Here is a 16,412-nt window from a genome sequence, read left to right as displayed (position 1 = left end):
TCGTTGAAATCAATCAATCTCGCGCAGTCGATCAGCCTGGCCTTCACGGAAGCAGTGAGACAACAGCTCTCACGGCAGATCGGCCTTTCGCCCGAGCTCATCGAACGCGTGGTCGCGCATGCCGCGCCCGTGCTGATTGCCGCGTTGATGGCCGGGGCGACCACGCCCGAGGGCGCCGCGACGGAGTTTTCGACGCTCAGGTCGGCCGAATCGAACGCGCGCATCGCCGAGGAACTCGCGCACATCGTGACGACCGTGGCCGGCATCAAGGACCTGGAGGCGTCCGGGGACAGCCTGATCGCGCGGGCCACCGGCCGCCGCATCGCCGTTCTCAGCGACCAGATAGCCGGCCAGGCGGGCGTGCCGCCGCAAGCGTCGCACGTGCTTTCGGGCATGGTCGGCGCCGTGCTGTTCGGCATGCTCAAACATCACGTACTGATCGAACAGGGCGAGGTTGAGCAGCTTCCGGCGTTGCTCGACGCTCAGCTACCCGCCATCGCCGGATATGTCACCGATGGCGTGGCCCGCTCGCTTGGATTCGATCACGCGGCGAACTTCAACGATTCGATATCCGCTCGCCTCGATGCGCTGACAAGCCGTGCCGCGCCGCAAGCGCCGACGCTTACCAACGGTGCCGCCGTCGACGCGATGGTCGCCACGCCGCCGGCGGTAGCCGCTTCGACTCCGCGCAGGCAGTCGTCTCCGAAATGGGTGTGGCCGCTCTTTGCGACGCTCGCGCTGGTTCTGGCCGCGGTTTTTGCATATGTCCAGCTTCACCCCACGCAGGCGGACGCGGCGGCGGCGGCCTCAAGCGAGCGTCCTGTTGCCGAGCGGACCCGCGCGGCATCCGGCGTTGCACCGGAACCTGCCGCCTCGCCATCTGCCGCTCTTTCGGCGGTAGCGGCGCCTGCGTTGCCTGTGTCGTCTGTGTCGTCTGTGTCAGCCGCTGCTGCTTCGGCTACGCCGGCCGCAGTTGTTTCATCCGGTGCCGTTGCGGCCGCTTCGTCGCCAGTCGTTTCCGCCCCGACGACGAATTCACAGCTTGCTTTCCGCGTGGACCGGACGGGTGTCCCTCAATTGATGGCGGTGGTAGGCAGCGATGCGGAGAAACAACAACTCGTCGATGCCTTGACCCGCAAATTCGGCGCGGGACGTTTTACGAGCGACGTCACCGTCGAAGCTCGCACGGCGCCTGCGGAGTGGCTCGGTCACATGGACGACCTGCTGCTCCTGATGACGCTACCGCGAGCAGAGGCGAGGATCGACGGAAGACGCATGGAACTGGGTGGCGCGGCGACGAGCGAGGCCCTTGGCTGGCGTGAGCGCCTGCAGCGCGAATTCGGTTCGTCGTGGGACATTGCCGCGTTCAACGCCGATCGAACTGTCCTCGCCGCGACCGATGCCTTTCTGCGAGCGATGACTCGTCTTACCGACGCCGGCAGCCCGTGCACGGCAACCGAGGTGGCCAAGGTGCTGAATCTCCAGGTGGTGAATTTCGCGAAATCGAGCGGACACGTTCCTTCATCGGCGAGAGAGAACCTGAGCGTGACGGCGCAGTTAATGAAGGCTTGCGCGAACCGCGCTCAGCCAATGCGTTTCGACATCGCGGTGTTTTCCGACAACGTTGGGGAGCCGCGGGCCAATCTGCAACTTTCGCAAAAGCGGGCCGATGCCGTGCGCACGTTTCTCGTAGACGCAGGGGCGCCGGCGAATCTGCTGGACGCAAAGGGTTACGGGGCGGCACGGCCGGTGACGAGCAATCTGGTCGCCGGCGGCCGCTTCGCGAATCGGCGTGTCGAATTTGTTCCGGCGGCATCGTGAAGCGGGTTAGCGCGCAGGCGGCGTGCAGCCGGCTCGATGCAGGCGCGGGGCCAATCGCATGATGAGGTTTATCTGTCCATGAGGACGACTCCAACAGAACGCGCAGGCTTGCGCGACATGAAGGCATGCAGCGTGGGCAATTCACGGCGAGAAGAAGCCGGTTTATTGCCCAGGCGGTATGCGGGAGCGAAGATCGTCGCGGCAATCATGGCCGTTCCGTTGTCGCTCGTCTTTGCCTGGGCGTTGCTTCACACGCTTCTCGCGCTGATTTTTCCGTCCACGCTCGTTGCTCGCTAAGACATGGCGTTGCGATGCAGGACTCGACGGTTTCGTTAGACGACGTTTTTCTAATCGTGAAGCGCAGTACTTATGGGATTTGTCTTGAGGAATCTATTGAACCGGCGAAGCCTGTCAACTTCAGCCGCTCCATCGCGGGCGGAGACGTCCGGGATCGAAAACGATGTGCCGCCGCTCGAACACGCAGCGATATCGCCCGACGATGCCGATGACGCCGCCACGCAAGCCTCGGAGACGATCGCGTCGCTTCGGGCCGTGTCGATCGTCACGTCGCAGCCGGGCGTGCGCGCGCTTCAGATGGCCGACGTTGCGGAAGTCGAGCGGCTGGCGGAAAGCGGCGCGCTCACGCAATTGCGAGCATTCCACAGTTTCGATTATTCGGTCGTTCTGCACTTTCACGGCGAGGGTCTTTGCTATTACGTCGCGCTCTACCACGACGGTTCGCTATGGCGAGTGCTGACGGCAGTCGGGCTGGACGCAGCGGAGACCGCTTTTCGCCATCTTCAGGAGCAGGCGACACGGCTGTCCGAGGGCGAAACCCGGCGCGCCCAACTCCTCGCGCAAAACGACAACGTGGCCCGCATGATCCGCGAATCGGAAGCGCAGGCCGAACGGCTTCGCAACGATCTCGAGCGCGACGCGGTAGAGACGCAGCGCGTTACCAGAAAACAGCATCAGGTGCGTAAGGAACTCGCGCAGCTCGAAGCGCAGCGCGTGGCCGGGCAGGCACGATTGAACGTGAGCCTTCGGCAGGTTCAACACCTGAGCGCGACGAACAATGACGGCATCCGGCATGTTCAGAGCCGCCGGGACGAGAACATCAAGAAATGAACGGACACGCTTCATCAATAGCGGGTCTTCACCGGATTTTTAACAATACGATGCAACCCATGAATCAGATATCGCATAACCGCGTGCTCGCGCTCGCAGCTTTTGTTCTCATTGGTATTTGCACCGGAGCCCATGCACAGTCGTCTCCGGGCGCGGCGTCGGCGCCGCCGCCGAGCGCACCAGCAGAAGAAGGGTTCATCACCGAACCGACAGGCGTGCCGCCGGCGGGCGATATCGCGGAACTGCAACGACTCACGAATAGCAATGCACTCGACGTGCTGCGCGCGTCGCGCAACGGCAGCTATGGCGCCGACCTTCTATTCGACGGCAAGCTCGGCACGTACTACGTTGCACTCCTGCAGCAACGAGACTTCTGGCGCGTAGTGAAGACGCAGGACGAGCGGCGCGCACAGGCTGTCTACGCCACGTTCTCGCGGCAGGCCGAGCGCCTGGCGGAAGTCGAGATGCGTCGCATCAAGCTGGAAGCGCAGAAGGTGCAGACGGAACAGCGCCTGGCGATCACGCAGGCGAAGCAGAACCGTCTGCAGGCGGATATCGATATCGCCAGGGAACAACAGACGCTCGCAACGAGCCGCCAGGAGCAGGCACGCAGTGAACTGACGGGATTGCGCGCGCAGCAGGAAGCGGCCCAGGCGCAGTTGCGCGAGACGCAAGGTCAACTCGGCAAGCTGCAACATCAACTCGATGCGGGACTGCCTGCCGTTCGGAGGAAACGTGGGTCGAGGGGCTCGTGACGTTCAACGGGGTGGCGCTGGCGGCGCTGCTTGATTCATTCGCACGATCGATGCGAGGGCGTCGCGCCTTCGTTGCGGGTGGACGACGCGCTGAAAGCCTCTGAAAGCAGGCGATCGCACGTCTAACCCCAGTCTGAACCTCGCCTTTTGCCGCAATCCCGCCGCCGTGTAATCGCATGTAATTGATCGGGCCAGCCCTCGGGACTAGTTTTAAGTTCTAGCGAGTGCTTTCCCGGATTGGCCGGCCTCCAATCATGACCGAGATACCCGTCGGCGAAACCCGCGCCGACAGTATCACCGGTTAAATGCCGGCAATCTCTCGCTACCGCTCGCAAGAAATCCCGCATCGACCACTCCGTCCAGTAACTCGAATTGGAGGAGATTCAAAAATGGAAGCTGTCGTTATTGCACAACCCGAATTTATTGCGTCGGCAAATACAACGAATATAAGAAATTGGTCAATCGAGGCAATTCATATCGGCGCATTTAACCCGGAGCGCTTTGCAAGCCGTCATACTCCGGGGGAAAAGAATGCAGCGGGCTCATAGTCCGTCGTGCTGCTCGCGGCAAGCAACCGTGCCGGGGCAAACGAGCAAAACCACTCGCGTCGACATAGCGTTGTTCGATGGCTTTGCGCTGCCTGAGGTCGCAGCGATCATCGAGATCTTCGAAAAGGCGAACGCGCTCGCCGTATCCCAGCGATCGGATTCCGCACGCTATCGCGTCTCGCTGCTTTCGGCTTCGGGCGGCCGCATCGCGAGTTCATCGTCCATTTTCGTCTGGACCCAGGACGTCGCGTCGCACCGCGGCACGAACGACACGCACCTGCTGTTCATCGCAGGCGGGGCCGGCGCGCAGCAGGCGTGCCGCGATGAACGCCTTGGCAACTGGCTGCGCCGCAGGTATCCGTTCAGCGAGATGGTTCATCCGATCTCGGAAGGAAAACTGCTTCTGGAAGCGGCCGGGCTTCCCAGTCGATCCATCCCGGTTCTCCACCGCCGCAACGAAGCGGGCGGCCTTTATCCGGTGCTGCTGAGCGAAGTATCCGATGCCGTGCCCACGGCACTGCGCATTGTCGAAGCGGATCTCGGCTTTGAACTGGCGCGGCGGGTTGCCCAATCGGTCGAGCCGCGGCACGAGACGCCCTTCGACTCATCCATTACGCGCAGCGCGGCGCATCGGGTCAGCGAGAAGATCCTGGCGTCGGCGCGCTGGCTGGACGCAAACGTCGATCGGCCCATCTCGATCGACGACGCCGCGCAAGTCGCGGCAATGAGCGAGCGCAATTTTCTGCGGCGCTTCAAGCGCGAAATCGGCATGACGCCCTCCGAGTATCTGCTTCGTGCGCGTCTGAACATGAGCTGCCGGATGCTCGTTGAATCGCGGTTGCCGGTCGATAAAATCGCGCGGCGTTGCGGGATCGGCAGCGGCGGTCAGTTGGCCAAGCTGTTCAGAAAGTATCTGGACACGACCCCCACCGACTATCGGCTACGCGAAGAAGCGTCTCCAGGCAATTTGTCCTGAGCGCGGATTCCGCCTCTGCGCGCGGGCAGGTAGTAGCGGACGCGCGGGGCGCGGTCCAAAACATCTTCAGCCGAGCCGAGCAGCGTTTTTCAAGCGGGTTTTTAACGATTCATTCAATGCCGCGAATCGTTTATGCGGAATGGATTTATTTAAAATTTTCGCTTAGTAAAGTTTGACAATTCTCCTCCTGGCAATTTGCTAACATGAAAACTCAGTGCTAAAGGTTATTTAGAAAAATGCATGGCGACTAAACGGTGATTTACAAAGCAACTTGCGGAAATCGTTAGGAACGTTGTTCAAAACCGATTTAAGCCACTATGTTCAGTACTGGCGTCAGCGGCATTTCGGCATGAAGTGCGCCGGCCCGGCCGCTTCGATTTGCCAGTCGAACACCGGGCGAACCTATCGCGGGGCGGCGCATGGCAACACTCAAGAACCAGGCTTCCGGAGAAGCGTGCCTGCTGCACGCGTACCACGTGTTCGGTCGCGACGCCGCACGCTGCGACACGGTCGTTCGCGATCCGTCGGTCTCCCGCGTCCACGCCCACATCTGTTGGAACGGTGGGCAATGGGAACTCTACGATCACAGCAGTAACGGCACGTCGATATCGGGCGCATTGCTGCGCAATGGCGAACACGCGGTCCTGAAACAAGGCGACGTGATCCGATTCGGAAAGCTGGGCGTCGCCCCCTGGCGTATCGACTCGCTCGACGACCCCGCCGATACGCTGTGGCCCATAGGCGGCGCGGTGCAGCCGATCGTGCTCGAAGCGAGCCATGTGCTGCTCGCGAACGTCACCCCGTCGATTGCGATTTTCAAATCACCCGAAGGCGAATGGTTCTGCGACGACACGTCGCCGCCGCGTCTCTTGCGTCACGGCGACGAAGTGTCCGTGGGAGACGCTGCCTGGCGCCTCGCGCTGGCGCGTAGCGGCTCGACGTCGGTGCTGACGTTGCCCGGCGTTTTTGGGGGCGCGACGCAACGGCTCGACTTCCTGGTTAGCCAGAACGAAGAGCACGTGCGCGCGCTGCTGCATATTCGCGGTGGCACAGTCGATCTCGGCGAGCGCGTCCATCACTACAGCCTCGTCATGCTCGCGCGAGCCCGCTCGGCCGACATGCATGCGGGCCATGAAGCCGCCTCGCAAGGCTGGATCGAACTCGACGAACTGGCGCGCATGCTCGGCCTCGATCCATCCCATGTCAACGTGCAGATTCACCGCGCGCGGACGCAATTCGCCGCCGTCCCCGGACTCGATGCAAGCCAGCTCGTCGAACGTCGGCGCGGCAGCGTTCGCATGGGCGACTTCCCGTTTCGCGTCTTTCGCGGCGAGCAGCTCGAATGCGAATCGGTGTCGAGCGCGCAGCAGCGCATCAACCTCCACGGCCTAACGGCAAACCCGGTCTTACAACCCGCATGAACGCCAGGGAAGCGCCAGTGTCGCCACCGTACAGCATGCCGCAGACGCTGGAGCCGCAACACGCCGGTTCGCCGGCCAGCCACGCCGCGCCGTTCACCGAGCTTGCCGGCACGTGGCGTTACCACGTCGGCCCGATGCTGGGCCAAGGCGGAAACGGCGTGGTCTACCGTGCAACCCGTAGCGACACGGGTCAAGACGTCGCCATCAAGCTCATTCGGGAAGACATCACGAAGACCTCGGCCGGGCGCGCGCGCCAGCGTGCGCGCTTTCGACGCGAGACGCATCTCTGCGAAGGGCTGCATCACCCTCACGTGGTGGCGTTGCTCGACAAGGGCGAGGCGCCTGACGGACGCCTCTTTGCCGTCTTCGAGTTCGTGCCGGGCCGAACCTTGGGTGACTGGCTGGCTTCAGAGGGCGCGCTGTCGGCCGTCGATACGGGGCGGCTGATGACCGAGGTGCTCGACGCGCTCGCGGTCGTGCATCGGCACGGCGTCGTTCATCGGGACCTGAACCCGCGCAACATCCTGATCACGACGGCGGATGACGGTCTGCACGCGAAGATTCTCGATTTCGGCATTGGCGCCGCGTTGCCTGGCACGAAGCGCATCGAAGGCCAGGCCTCGACGCAGGCGACCGAAGTGCTGGGCACGCCGCAGTATTGCTCGCCCGAGCAATTGCGCAATGAGGCGCCGACGCTCAAAAGCGATCTGTATGCGTGGGGACTGCTGGTGATCGAATGCCTGACAGGTCGCGCGGTCATGCAAGGCGCAAGCGTGGCCGAGATTCTTTATCAGCAGCTCAGCCCGGTCGACATCGCATTGCCCCCGTCGATCGCCTTGCATCCGCTTGGCTCGGTATTGCGCCGGGCGTTGAACAAGAACCCGGAGCAGCGTGCCGCTTCGGCGGACGAACTCGCGACGCAATTCCGCACGCTCAACTTCGCCGCGCTCGTCGGCGAATTCGACTCCCGCGAGGCGAGCGGCCGGATTCGCACCGGCACCCTCGCGCCGCATGCCGGGACCGCCGGCACGATGGGCGTATCCCGGCAGATCACCACGCTGTGCTGCAGCGTCACGATCGCCGGAGAAGGCCCGCAGCGGCATGCAAACGCCGACTACCGCGATACGCTCGACGGCTACGAGGAGCGCTGGTTGACCAGGTGCACCGATATCGCCGTGGGCTACGGCGCACAGGTGGGCGGGCGGCTCGGCGACACACTGTTGCTCTATTTCGGATTGCAGGGCGATGTCGACCGGCCCGCGCGCCGCGCGGCACGAGCGGCGTTCGAGATGGTGAGGGAAGCCGCACGCGCCCGGCTGACGGAGCCGCGGGCCGCAGGTGCGCGGCCCGCGAGCGAAGGCTGGCGCGTCGAGGTCGCGGCGGCTATTCACGTCGGGCAGGTGCATGCCCGCGCGTCGCTGATGTCGGGCGTCTCGACGCCCGCCGCGACGTCGAGACTGCTGCGCCTCGCGACGCCGGGCCAAATCCTGATGAGCGACGATGCGCGCCTGGCGCTCGAGCGCCACGTCGATTATCGGCCGACCCCGCTGCAACTGCCTCGGGCGGGCATGATGCCGCAGCGCGTTCATGAATTGCTCGGCGAGCGCCGCAGCACCATCCCATTCGACTGGCTGGACGACGGCGCGACCGCGCCGATGCTCGGTCGCGACCGTGAACTCGATATATTGCTGCGCGCCTGGCACGCGACGCGCGCACGGAATCTTCGGGAAAGGGCGGGCGAGGGCGCTTCGCACGACCCCTCGACGCTGGTGGTCGGCGAGGCGGGAATCGGCAAGTCGCGGCTCGTCCATGAGCTATGCGAGGCGGTGCAAACGCAAGGTCATGCGTTCGCGTATTGCGCCTGCTTGCCGGAACGGGCGAATCATGCGCTGTTTCCCATACTGCGCTTTATCAGCGCCCATTGGCGCATCGAGGCCGACGGCCCCGTCGATCTCGCCCTCGCGGCGATCGACACAATGATCGCGCCGCTCGCGTGCGACCACGTGGCGGCACGCGCGGCGCTTGCCGCATGGTTAGGGTTGCCGTGCGATGCCCGCGGCTTTCTATGGTCGAGCGTGCGCGAACAACAGGCGCTGTTCGACGTGCTGGAACAACTGATCGTCTCGCTTGGCGACGGCGCTGAAATCCTGCTCGTCGTCGAGGACGTTCAGTGGATCGACCGCTCGACCCAGGATTTTCTGGAGTCGCTGCGCCGCTCGCCGCGGGCCCGGACCGTTTGCATCGTGCTGACGTCGCGGCCCGGCAACCTCGAGCGCTGGCGTGCCGGCACGGAACACCTGGTGTTGCGCCGCCTGTCGCGCAACGACACGCAGCGCCTGGTCTCGGCACTGTTCGACCAGAAGTCGCTGGATGCGGCTTCGCTCGGCCTGCTCGCCGAGCGCACGGCGGGCATCCCGCTCTTCATCGAGGAAATCGTCCGCGAGCTGATGACGAGCGGCACGACCACCGAGCCGGACGGCTTGCTGTCCGGACTGCGGGCAACGGACCCGCATCCGCTTCCGGTCAGTCTCGGCAGTCTGCTCGGCCTCATGTTCGACCGGATCGACGAAGCGCGCGACACCGCGCAGCTCGCCGCGACCATCGGGCTCGAAGTGGATGCGCAACTGCTCGCCGACGCGTCGCCGCACGAGCCCTGCGTGCTCGACGATCATCTACGGCTTCTGATCGAAGCGCGGATTGTCTACGCGCGGCATCGGCTCGACCGCGTGTTCTACACGTTCCGCCACGCATTGATTCGCGACGCCGCCTATGAATCGATGCCGCCCACCCTGCGACGCAGCAACCACACGCGGGTAGCCCGCGCATTAGCCATGAAAACCGATCGTGGTACCGGAGCGCAACCTTTTCGCGTCGCGCAGCACTTCGCGCATGCGGGCGTCTTCGCCGAGGCCATCGGCCATGGCATCGAGGCAGCGCGGCGCGCGCTCGACCGCTCCCTCTACGACGACTCGATCCGCTACGCGCAGTCCGCCTGCGACTGGCTGGACAAGGCCGACTATGCGGAGCGCGAACACGACAGCGCCCACCTTCATTCCACGTTGACGCACGCGACGATGGCCCGCTTCGGCTGGGCCGATCCGCAGGTGCGCGAGCATGCGGAGCGGCTCTTGCGGCTGGTGCTGACGCTCGGCGATCAGAAGCTCGCCATCGGCGCATTGTGGACGCTGTCGACCTATTACCACGTCGCAGGCGACCGCGGCACCGTGCAGCGCATCAGCATGCGGCTCGACGAGCTGGCGGCCGATTGCGGCGATCCCGGCGTGCGGGTCGCCGCCGATGCGATGCGTGGCATGAGCCTGTGGATCGACGGCAGCTACACGCGTGCGCGGGATGCGTTCGAGGCGACGCTCGCCGGCTACGACGTGCGGCGCGATGCGGACCATCGGCGCATCCTGGGACTCGATACGCGCGCCTGGACCATGGCGTCGCTCGCGAGCGTGCTCTGGTGCGTCGACGACGCGCCGCAGGCTGCGCTCGCGATGGGGCGCGAGGCCGTGTACCGCGCGACCTGCCTCGACCACTTGCCGACCCTCGGCGTCACGCTTCTGTACCTCGCGCGCACCCAGCAGTGGGCCGGCGATCGCGACGCCGCGCGTGCCACATCGGAGGCAACGTTGCGCCTCTCGCAGGTTCACCAACTGCATGCGGTCAGGCACTACGCCGCGATCATTCATGCATGGACCGAAGGGGATCGCGCAGGCGCCGTCGCGCATGTCGGTGCGCTGCGCCAATCGGGCGGGATGCTCGGCTTGACCTACTACGCGTCGCTGATCGCCGAGATCGATGCGGGGCGCGGCGACTACGAGGCCGCGCTAGCGCAGGTCGAACGATGTCTCGCGCTGTGCGATTCGATCGGAGAGCGGTATTACGAAGCGCAACTGCTGCTGAAAAAGTGCGAGTACCTGCGCCGGATCGAGCCGCGCGGCAATGGCGCCGCCGCCATGCATGCGTGCCGGCGCGCATTCGAGATTGCAACGAAGGCGGGCATGTCCCGCATCGTCAAGAGCGCTGAAGAGACGTTGAATTCATTGCCGTAAGTGGTCCCATTCCTTCTTTCAGGAGAGAAAACCGATGACTCAGAATCTTCGCTCGCCGACCTACGAGCAGTTTATCGAATACCGAGCCGTGATCATCAAGGCAATTGCCACGGCATGGCACGATCAGGCGTTCTTCCAGGAGTTGACGAAGCATCCTGTCGAGACGTTGAAGAACCGTTTCGGATACGAGTATCCGTTCAAGATCGACTTGAAGGTGCACCCGGAGTCGGCGACATGGACGCCCGCCATCAACGGCGGCTGGACCACCCAGCAGACGAACAGGTTCACGCTGGTCCTGCCGCCGGCACCGGCGAAGCAGGAGCAGCACGCGCTCGCGCTCGCCTTTTACAACGCGAAACACCTCTACATCATGGATCACCACATCCAACCGGGAGTTTGAGATGGCAATGGACAACGCGACCCCAACGCTCGAATCGATGCTGGAGTTCCAGCAGGTCTATCTGCGCGCAATCGCGCTTTCGTGGGAAGACAAGAGCTTCAGAAACGAATTGCTGAAGAATCCCGCCGATGCGCTTGCCCGGTACCTGGACTACCGATGCCCGTGGCTGATCGATCTGGAAGTTGTCGATCCGGGCGGCCAGTACGGATGGGATGAACACAACCAACGCTGGAACCTGCCGCCCAATACCATGACCGTCGGCATACCGGCACGGCCGGAGCTTCCGGGCGAGGAAGCCGTCGCGCTCGCGGCCTATAGCGACGCCGGGCCGAACTACGTCTTCACCTGCTGCTGACGCAGGCGGTCCGAGCCCGCACGGCGATGCGGCCCGCGCCTGGCGGGCGGGCCGGCATCGGCGGCGCGGGCACGCTTCCTTCCGCCGTTTTCCCTGCACGGAACCCCACACGATGCTCGACGATTTTTCGCGCGTGCTGCGCTTCAAGCCGCATTTGCTCGTGCTCGACGCGGGCGCCGAGAGGCTGTTCGTCGTCGACGAATTCAAGCGCACGATGCTGTCCGGCGCCGTCTTCGTGCAAATCGCCGCCTGCTTGCGCGCGCGCGTGACGATCGGCGAGATCATCACAGCGCTCGCCGTGACGTTTGGAGAGTGGCAGGTGCTCGCGGCACTCGATCATTTGGTGCGCCGAGCCTACGTGCGCATCGACTCGCCTGGCGAACACGATGCGGCGCGCGGCTTCTTCGAGCGCATCGGACTGGATGGCGACGCCGCTTGCGAGCGCCTTGCCCGCAAGCGCGTGACTGTCGAAACGTTCGGTGTCGACGACGCGCCGCTTAGACACGCGCTGGCGACAGCAGGCATCGACATCGAACCGGATGCCGGGTTGACAGTCGCCCTGGCCGATTCCCATGACCGCGACGATCTCGCCGAATTCGCCGCACGCGTATCGCTTCGCGGCGGCGCGCTGCTCATCGTGGTCGCCCATGGTGTGCAGCCGCTAATCGGCCCGCTGCTGGTTGCCGATACCGTGTGTGACAGCGCGCCTTGCGTTGAATGCGTCCGCTATTGGACCCGTCTCAACCGGCCCGTCGAGGCGCTGCTCGCGCGCCATCACGGCCGCGCCGCGGCGCGCGTTCCAGCGGCCGTCTCGCGCGCGGGCGCGGCGGCTACGGCGGCGCTGGTCGCGGCAACGATCGAGCAGATCGCGGTCGACCCCGCGGCATCGGAGCGCGCGCGAACGCACATCGTCTCGTTGCGCCTCGACACGCTGGCCACCGCGCGGCATCGCGTGCTCAGGCGGCCTCAATGCCCGCGCTGCGGCAATCCCGCGTGGATGCGCGAGCAGGCGGCGCGCGCGCCGCAGCTTGCGGATGGCACGGCGCTCAAGCGCGATGGCGGCGGCTACCGCAATGCCGATGCGCAAGATGTGTTCGAGCGTTACGCGCACCTGGTGTCGCCGGTCAGCGGGCCGATCGCCTATCTCCATCCCATGCCGAAGCGACACGCCGGGCTGCGCAAGGTCTATGCGGCCGGTTTTCTCGTGTGTCCCGCGGGCGTGCCGCGCGACAATCGCTTCGACAGGGTCTGCTCCGGCAAGGGCGCCACCGACACGCAAGCGCGCGTGAGCGCATTGTGCGAGGCGCTCGAGCGTTTCAGCAGCGTCTATCAGGGTGACGAGATGAGGGTGACCGCATGCATGGAAGACCTTCCCGACGATCCGCCTATCCATGTCAACGATCTTCAGCAATTCAGCGCACGCCAGTTCGACGAGCGCGATGCCATCAATGCGTTGACCGACGATGTTCGAAAACAGGTGCCGCGGCCTTTCTCGCCACGTGACGTCATCGATTGGACTCTCGCGTGGTCGCTCGTCACGGGCGGGCGCCGGCTCGTACCGTTGAGCTACTGCTATGCGGAAACGCCCGAGAGCGCGCAGCCCGACGTGCCGTGCGTGCATAACCCGAATGGCTGCGCAGCCGGATCGTGCCTCGAAGAGGCGATTTTGCAAGGCTTGCTCGAGTTGATCGAACGCGATGCCGTCGCGATCTGGTGGTACAACCAGGTACGCCGCCCCGGAATCGATCTGGCGAGTTTCGCGGACCCGTATTTCGATGCGCTCGTGCGTGAATACGAAGCGCTCGGTTGGCGTCTCTGGGCGCTCGACATCAGCCATGACCTGGCCGTGCCGACGGTCGTCGCGCTTGCGGAAAATACGTCCAACGGACGGTTCTCGATCGGCTTCGGTTGCCATCTGGACGCGCGTATCGCCACGCAGCGAGCGCTGACCGAAGTCAACCAGTTGCTCGATCTCGCAGCCGACGGCCCGCCGCCCTGGGATCACGCGAAGCTATCGCGCACCGAGTTTCTGTATCCGGCAAATGACATGCTCCGCACGACGAGTTCGACATGGCCGCCAGTCGATGCGGGTACGTTGAAGGCGGCGGTCGAACATTGCGTCGCGCGAATCGCCTCGGCTGGAATGGACGTGCTGGTTGTCGATAAGACGCGGCCCGATATCGGCTTGCCCGTGGTGCAGGTCATCGTGCCGGGTCTTTGCCATTTCTGGCCGCGCTTTGGCGCGCGGCGTCTTTATTCGGTTCCCGTGCGCATGGGATGGCGCGAGGCGACGCGCCGCGAATCGGAGTTGAATGGGGCGCTGCTGTTTCTTTGAGGTGTTTGTCGTTTTGCAGGGGCTGTTGTGGTTGTGTTCGTTCGACTAACAGGCGGTCCCGTGTCCATGTTCGCTGAACATGGACACAGGGCCTCTGTGAATCAAAGTCACGGCGGAAGGGTGTCGATAAACGACCCTTCGCCTGCGCTTTGCCGGTAGTAACCGTGGCCCTTCGCGACAGCGAGGAAGTCGACGCTTATGCCTTTTACGAGTAAAAATTATGAAAACAGGCGACTCGCATATCAGCGTAATAATTATTTCTTAATTACGGTATATGGGCTGGCCCTATAAGGCGGCCATGTCCGATAAAGACAATGCTAGCCTATAAACGCCATATTCAGATATGAATCATGGCGGCTCGAAGGCCCATTGTTGGACCTGCCAACGTCACACGCCGGCATGCCACGATGCCGCCAGAACCCACGCCCATCAAGGCGAACAAGGTCGCCGCATTCAACAGGGAAGACGCCCCCGCACCGCCATTCATATGCAGAATAAATAACCAGACGAATTAAAAAAGTACGGACCATATTGCAATTGAAAATTGAGCGGTTATGATGACGTCTCCGTAAGGATTTCCCGAACGTTTGCTTCGCAAATGAGAGGGGAAATATTTCCCGTCATTTGCCGCCGGAACGGTAATTAATGCTTCCGGACCGACAGATTAAATCGAGGAGACACAATGCTAAGTCCCCATGAATTCGCCACCCTGATGCTCCTCAAGGACGCGCCCGATCAGATCGACCTCGAGCGCGTCGAACTCGACACGCTGCTGGAACGTCAACTCATATCGCTCGAGCGTCTCGCGTCGGGCCATCCCCGTGCTCACGTCACGAGCGAAGGCGCGTCCATTCTCAAGGCGGTCGCGCGCAGGCGTTATTGAATTGCGGCGTGTGCCGCCGCGCCACGCGGCGAGCGCGCCCAAGAAAGTAAGCGAAGTGGCTTTAGTTGGACTTTAATGTGTAAGTGCCCCTGGTTTTAACGACCCTCCGAAGTATTCGCGACGCATGCTGCCTGGCAGGCGTCCTTGCGCTTCGGTTCATCCATCATCGCCATTCGTCGTGCGGCATCCGGTCACATCCGATCGATCGGGCTTTGTGCGGCGAATTGAATCCTGAGGAATTTCAATAATGGCTCTATCGAGTCCCGAGCAAATCGCCGCATCGCAGAAAGCTGGCCTCGACGCATTCTTCGGATTGACCGGGAAGGTCTTTGAAGGCGTCGAAAAACTGGTTGCGTTGAACCTGCAGGTCGTCAAGTCCACGCTGGCGGAATCGCGGGAAAGCCTGACGAAGGCGCCCGGCACAGCGGAGCCGCAGCAGTGGTTCACGCTGCAAGCCGGTTTCGCCGCGCCGCTCGCGGAGAAATCACTGGCATACACGCGTCAACTGTTCGACATCGCGTCGACCACGCAGGCGGAGGTCGCGCAACTCGCGCAGACGCACTGCGAACGGTACAACGCGAACCTGCAGGCACTCATCGGGGAAGCGGCGAAGAGCGCTCCCGCCGGTTCCGAAGCGGCGATCGCCGCATGGAAGTCCGCGATCAGCGCCACCGCCACGCTGTACGAATCGCTGCAGAAGACGGGTCAACAGGCCGTGGAAATGGCCGGGACCAATCTCGAAGCCGTGACGGCCTCGGCGTCCAAGTCCGCCAAACGTAGTGCCGAGTCGGCTATCGTGGCCGCGAGCGCGAAGCATTAAGACCGACGCGGGCAGCAATGCCCGCGTTATCGGTTCCAGCTTTATTGACAGCATTCCTTTTAGCCACTCTGGCGAGGAATCCGGCATTCCCATACATCCCATTTGACTGAGGGCGGTGTTGCTCCCGACGGGCACGCCGCCGGTAATTGCGAGGACGATTCAATGGCAAAGCAGATCGCGTTGGTAACGGGTGGCATGGGTGGACTGGGCGAGGCGATCAGCATCAAGTTGCATGACGCCGGTTACGCGGTCGCCGTCACCTATTCGCCCGGCAACACCGGTGCGAACGAGTGGCTCGCCCGCATGGAAGCCGAGGGACGACAGTTCCGCGCGTATGGCGTCGACGTCGCCGACTACGACTCCTGCGAAAAATGCGCGGCGCGGATCAAGGCCGAAGTCGGACCGGTCGACATCCTGATCAACAACGCCGGCATCACGCGCGACGCCAGCTTCAAGAAACTGGACAAGGTCAATTGGGACGCGGTCATCCGCACCAACCTCGATTCGGTGTTCAACATGACGAAGCCCGTGTGCGACAGCATGGTCGAGCGCGGCTGGGGCCGCATCATCAACGTGTCGTCGATCATCGGCTCCAAGGGCGGGTTCGGCCAGACCAACTATGCGGCGGCCAAGGCCGGCATGCACGGTTTCACGAAATCGCTGGCGCTCGAAGTGGCGAAAAAAGGCGTCACGGTCAACACGATCTCGCCCGGCTATATCGCCACGAAAATGGTCATGGCCGTGCCCGAGGAAATCCGCGAGACGAAGATCGTTCCGCAGATTCCGGTCGGCCGGCTCGGGCAGCCGGACGAAGTTGCCGCGCTCGTGCTCTACCTGTGCTCGCGCGAAGCGGGCTTCGTGACCGGCGCCAACATCGCGATCAACGGAGGGCAGCACCTGCAGTGAACCCGG

General features: G+C 63.5%; 14 protein-coding genes. All 14 read left to right on the top strand.

Going from position 1 to position 16,412, the window contains the following annotated elements; translation table 11 throughout:
* Nucleotides 1-3: 3 nt before the first annotated feature.
* Nucleotides 4-1,821 (top strand): OmpA family protein, encoded by a 1,818-nt coding sequence (locus tag ACOCG7_RS10095; RefSeq protein WP_421375334.1) that lies wholly within the window; start codon nucleotides 4-6, stop codon nucleotides 1,819-1,821.
* A 108-nt stretch (nucleotides 1,822-1,929) separates the two neighbouring features.
* Nucleotides 1,930-2,118 carry a hypothetical protein gene (locus tag ACOCG7_RS10090; RefSeq protein WP_421375333.1) on the top strand — a complete coding sequence of 63 codons (189 nt, stop codon included), beginning with the start codon at nucleotides 1,930-1,932 and terminating at the stop codon, nucleotides 2,116-2,118.
* A gap of 165 nt (nucleotides 2,119-2,283) precedes the next feature.
* On the top strand, nucleotides 2,284-2,949 hold the full coding sequence (locus tag ACOCG7_RS10085; protein WP_421375331.1) for a DUF2968 domain-containing protein: 666 nt from the start codon (nucleotides 2,284-2,286) through the stop codon (nucleotides 2,947-2,949).
* Between the two features lie 59 nt (nucleotides 2,950-3,008).
* On the top strand, nucleotides 3,009-3,704 hold the full coding sequence (locus tag ACOCG7_RS10080) for a DUF2968 domain-containing protein (protein ID WP_421375329.1): 696 nt from the start codon (nucleotides 3,009-3,011) through the stop codon (nucleotides 3,702-3,704).
* A 389-nt stretch (nucleotides 3,705-4,093) separates the two neighbouring features.
* The gene (locus tag ACOCG7_RS10075; protein WP_421375327.1) at nucleotides 4,094-4,252 is read left to right on the top strand and encodes a hypothetical protein; all 159 of its coding nucleotides are present in this window, start codon (nucleotides 4,094-4,096) and stop codon (nucleotides 4,250-4,252) included.
* Nucleotides 4,236-5,228 carry a GlxA family transcriptional regulator gene (locus ACOCG7_RS10070; protein WP_421375325.1) on the top strand — a complete coding sequence of 331 codons (993 nt, stop codon included), beginning with the start codon at nucleotides 4,236-4,238 and terminating at the stop codon, nucleotides 5,226-5,228. Before ACOCG7_RS10075 ends, ACOCG7_RS10070 begins: the two co-directional genes overlap by 17 nt.
* Nucleotides 5,229-5,647: 419 nt before the next feature.
* Nucleotides 5,648-6,649, top strand: a complete 1,002-nt coding sequence (locus ACOCG7_RS10065) for an FHA domain-containing protein (protein ID WP_083080867.1) — start codon at nucleotides 5,648-5,650, stop codon at nucleotides 6,647-6,649.
* Nucleotides 6,646-10,707 (top strand): TOMM system kinase/cyclase fusion protein, encoded by a 4,062-nt coding sequence (locus ACOCG7_RS10060; RefSeq protein WP_421375322.1) that lies wholly within the window; start codon nucleotides 6,646-6,648, stop codon nucleotides 10,705-10,707. The genes ACOCG7_RS10065 and ACOCG7_RS10060 overlap by 4 nt, the downstream gene beginning before the upstream one ends.
* 34 nt (nucleotides 10,708-10,741) lie before the next feature.
* On the top strand, nucleotides 10,742-11,107 hold the full coding sequence (locus tag ACOCG7_RS10055; protein WP_083080863.1) for a BMA_0021/BMA_0022 family TOMM bacteriocin: 366 nt from the start codon (nucleotides 10,742-10,744) through the stop codon (nucleotides 11,105-11,107).
* Between the two features lies 1 nt (nucleotide 11,108).
* On the top strand, nucleotides 11,109-11,462 hold the full coding sequence (locus ACOCG7_RS10050; protein ID WP_083080862.1) for a BMA_0021/BMA_0022 family TOMM bacteriocin: 354 nt from the start codon (nucleotides 11,109-11,111) through the stop codon (nucleotides 11,460-11,462).
* A gap of 112 nt (nucleotides 11,463-11,574) precedes the next feature.
* Nucleotides 11,575-13,797: a TOMM precursor leader peptide-binding protein gene (locus tag ACOCG7_RS10045; protein WP_244745263.1), complete on the top strand. Its 2,223-nt coding sequence runs from the start codon at nucleotides 11,575-11,577 to the stop codon at nucleotides 13,795-13,797.
* A gap of 682 nt (nucleotides 13,798-14,479) precedes the next feature.
* The gene (locus ACOCG7_RS10040) at nucleotides 14,480-14,680 is read left to right on the top strand and encodes a hypothetical protein (RefSeq protein ID WP_073429157.1); all 201 of its coding nucleotides are present in this window, start codon (nucleotides 14,480-14,482) and stop codon (nucleotides 14,678-14,680) included.
* A gap of 247 nt (nucleotides 14,681-14,927) precedes the next feature.
* Nucleotides 14,928-15,500 (top strand): TIGR01841 family phasin, encoded by a 573-nt coding sequence (gene phaP / locus ACOCG7_RS10035; protein WP_244745261.1) that lies wholly within the window; start codon nucleotides 14,928-14,930, stop codon nucleotides 15,498-15,500.
* A 162-nt stretch (nucleotides 15,501-15,662) separates the two neighbouring features.
* Entirely contained in the window at nucleotides 15,663-16,406 is a 744-nt protein-coding gene (gene phbB, locus ACOCG7_RS10030) for an acetoacetyl-CoA reductase (RefSeq protein ID WP_114164429.1), read from the top strand.
* Nucleotides 16,407-16,412 lie beyond the last annotated feature (6 nt).

The sequence above is a fragment of the Paraburkholderia sp. DD10 genome (genome assembly GCF_049177125.1).
In the GTDB taxonomy this organism is placed as follows: Bacteria; Pseudomonadota; Gammaproteobacteria; order Burkholderiales; family Burkholderiaceae; genus Paraburkholderia; species Paraburkholderia terricola.
Note: the sequence above shows the minus strand (reverse complement) of the source record. Positions and strands in the feature narration are given on the sequence as shown.

Excerpts from the sequence above, each read along its gene's own strand:
- ACOCG7_RS10075 (WP_421375327.1), top strand. The coding sequence starts at position 4,094 with ATGGAAGCTGTCGTTATTGCACAACCCGAATTTATTGCGTCGGCAAAT.
- ACOCG7_RS10065 (WP_083080867.1), top strand. The coding sequence starts at position 5,648 with ATGGCAACACTCAAGAACCAGGCTTCCGGAGAAGCGTGCCTGCTGCAC.
- ACOCG7_RS10060 (WP_421375322.1), top strand. The coding sequence starts at position 6,646 with ATGAACGCCAGGGAAGCGCCAGTGTCGCCACCGTACAGCATGCCGCAG.
- ACOCG7_RS10080 (WP_421375329.1), top strand. The coding sequence starts at position 3,009 with ATGAATCAGATATCGCATAACCGCGTGCTCGCGCTCGCAGCTTTTGTT.
- phaP (WP_244745261.1), top strand. The coding sequence starts at position 14,928 with ATGGCTCTATCGAGTCCCGAGCAAATCGCCGCATCGCAGAAAGCTGGC.
- ACOCG7_RS10045 (WP_244745263.1), top strand. The coding sequence starts at position 11,575 with ATGCTCGACGATTTTTCGCGCGTGCTGCGCTTCAAGCCGCATTTGCTC.
- ACOCG7_RS10040 (WP_073429157.1), top strand. The coding sequence starts at position 14,480 with ATGCTAAGTCCCCATGAATTCGCCACCCTGATGCTCCTCAAGGACGCG.
- phbB (WP_114164429.1), top strand. The coding sequence starts at position 15,663 with ATGGCAAAGCAGATCGCGTTGGTAACGGGTGGCATGGGTGGACTGGGC.
- ACOCG7_RS10055 (WP_083080863.1), top strand. The coding sequence starts at position 10,742 with ATGACTCAGAATCTTCGCTCGCCGACCTACGAGCAGTTTATCGAATAC.
- ACOCG7_RS10050 (WP_083080862.1), top strand. The coding sequence starts at position 11,109 with ATGGCAATGGACAACGCGACCCCAACGCTCGAATCGATGCTGGAGTTC.
- ACOCG7_RS10070 (WP_421375325.1), top strand. The coding sequence starts at position 4,236 with ATGCAGCGGGCTCATAGTCCGTCGTGCTGCTCGCGGCAAGCAACCGTG.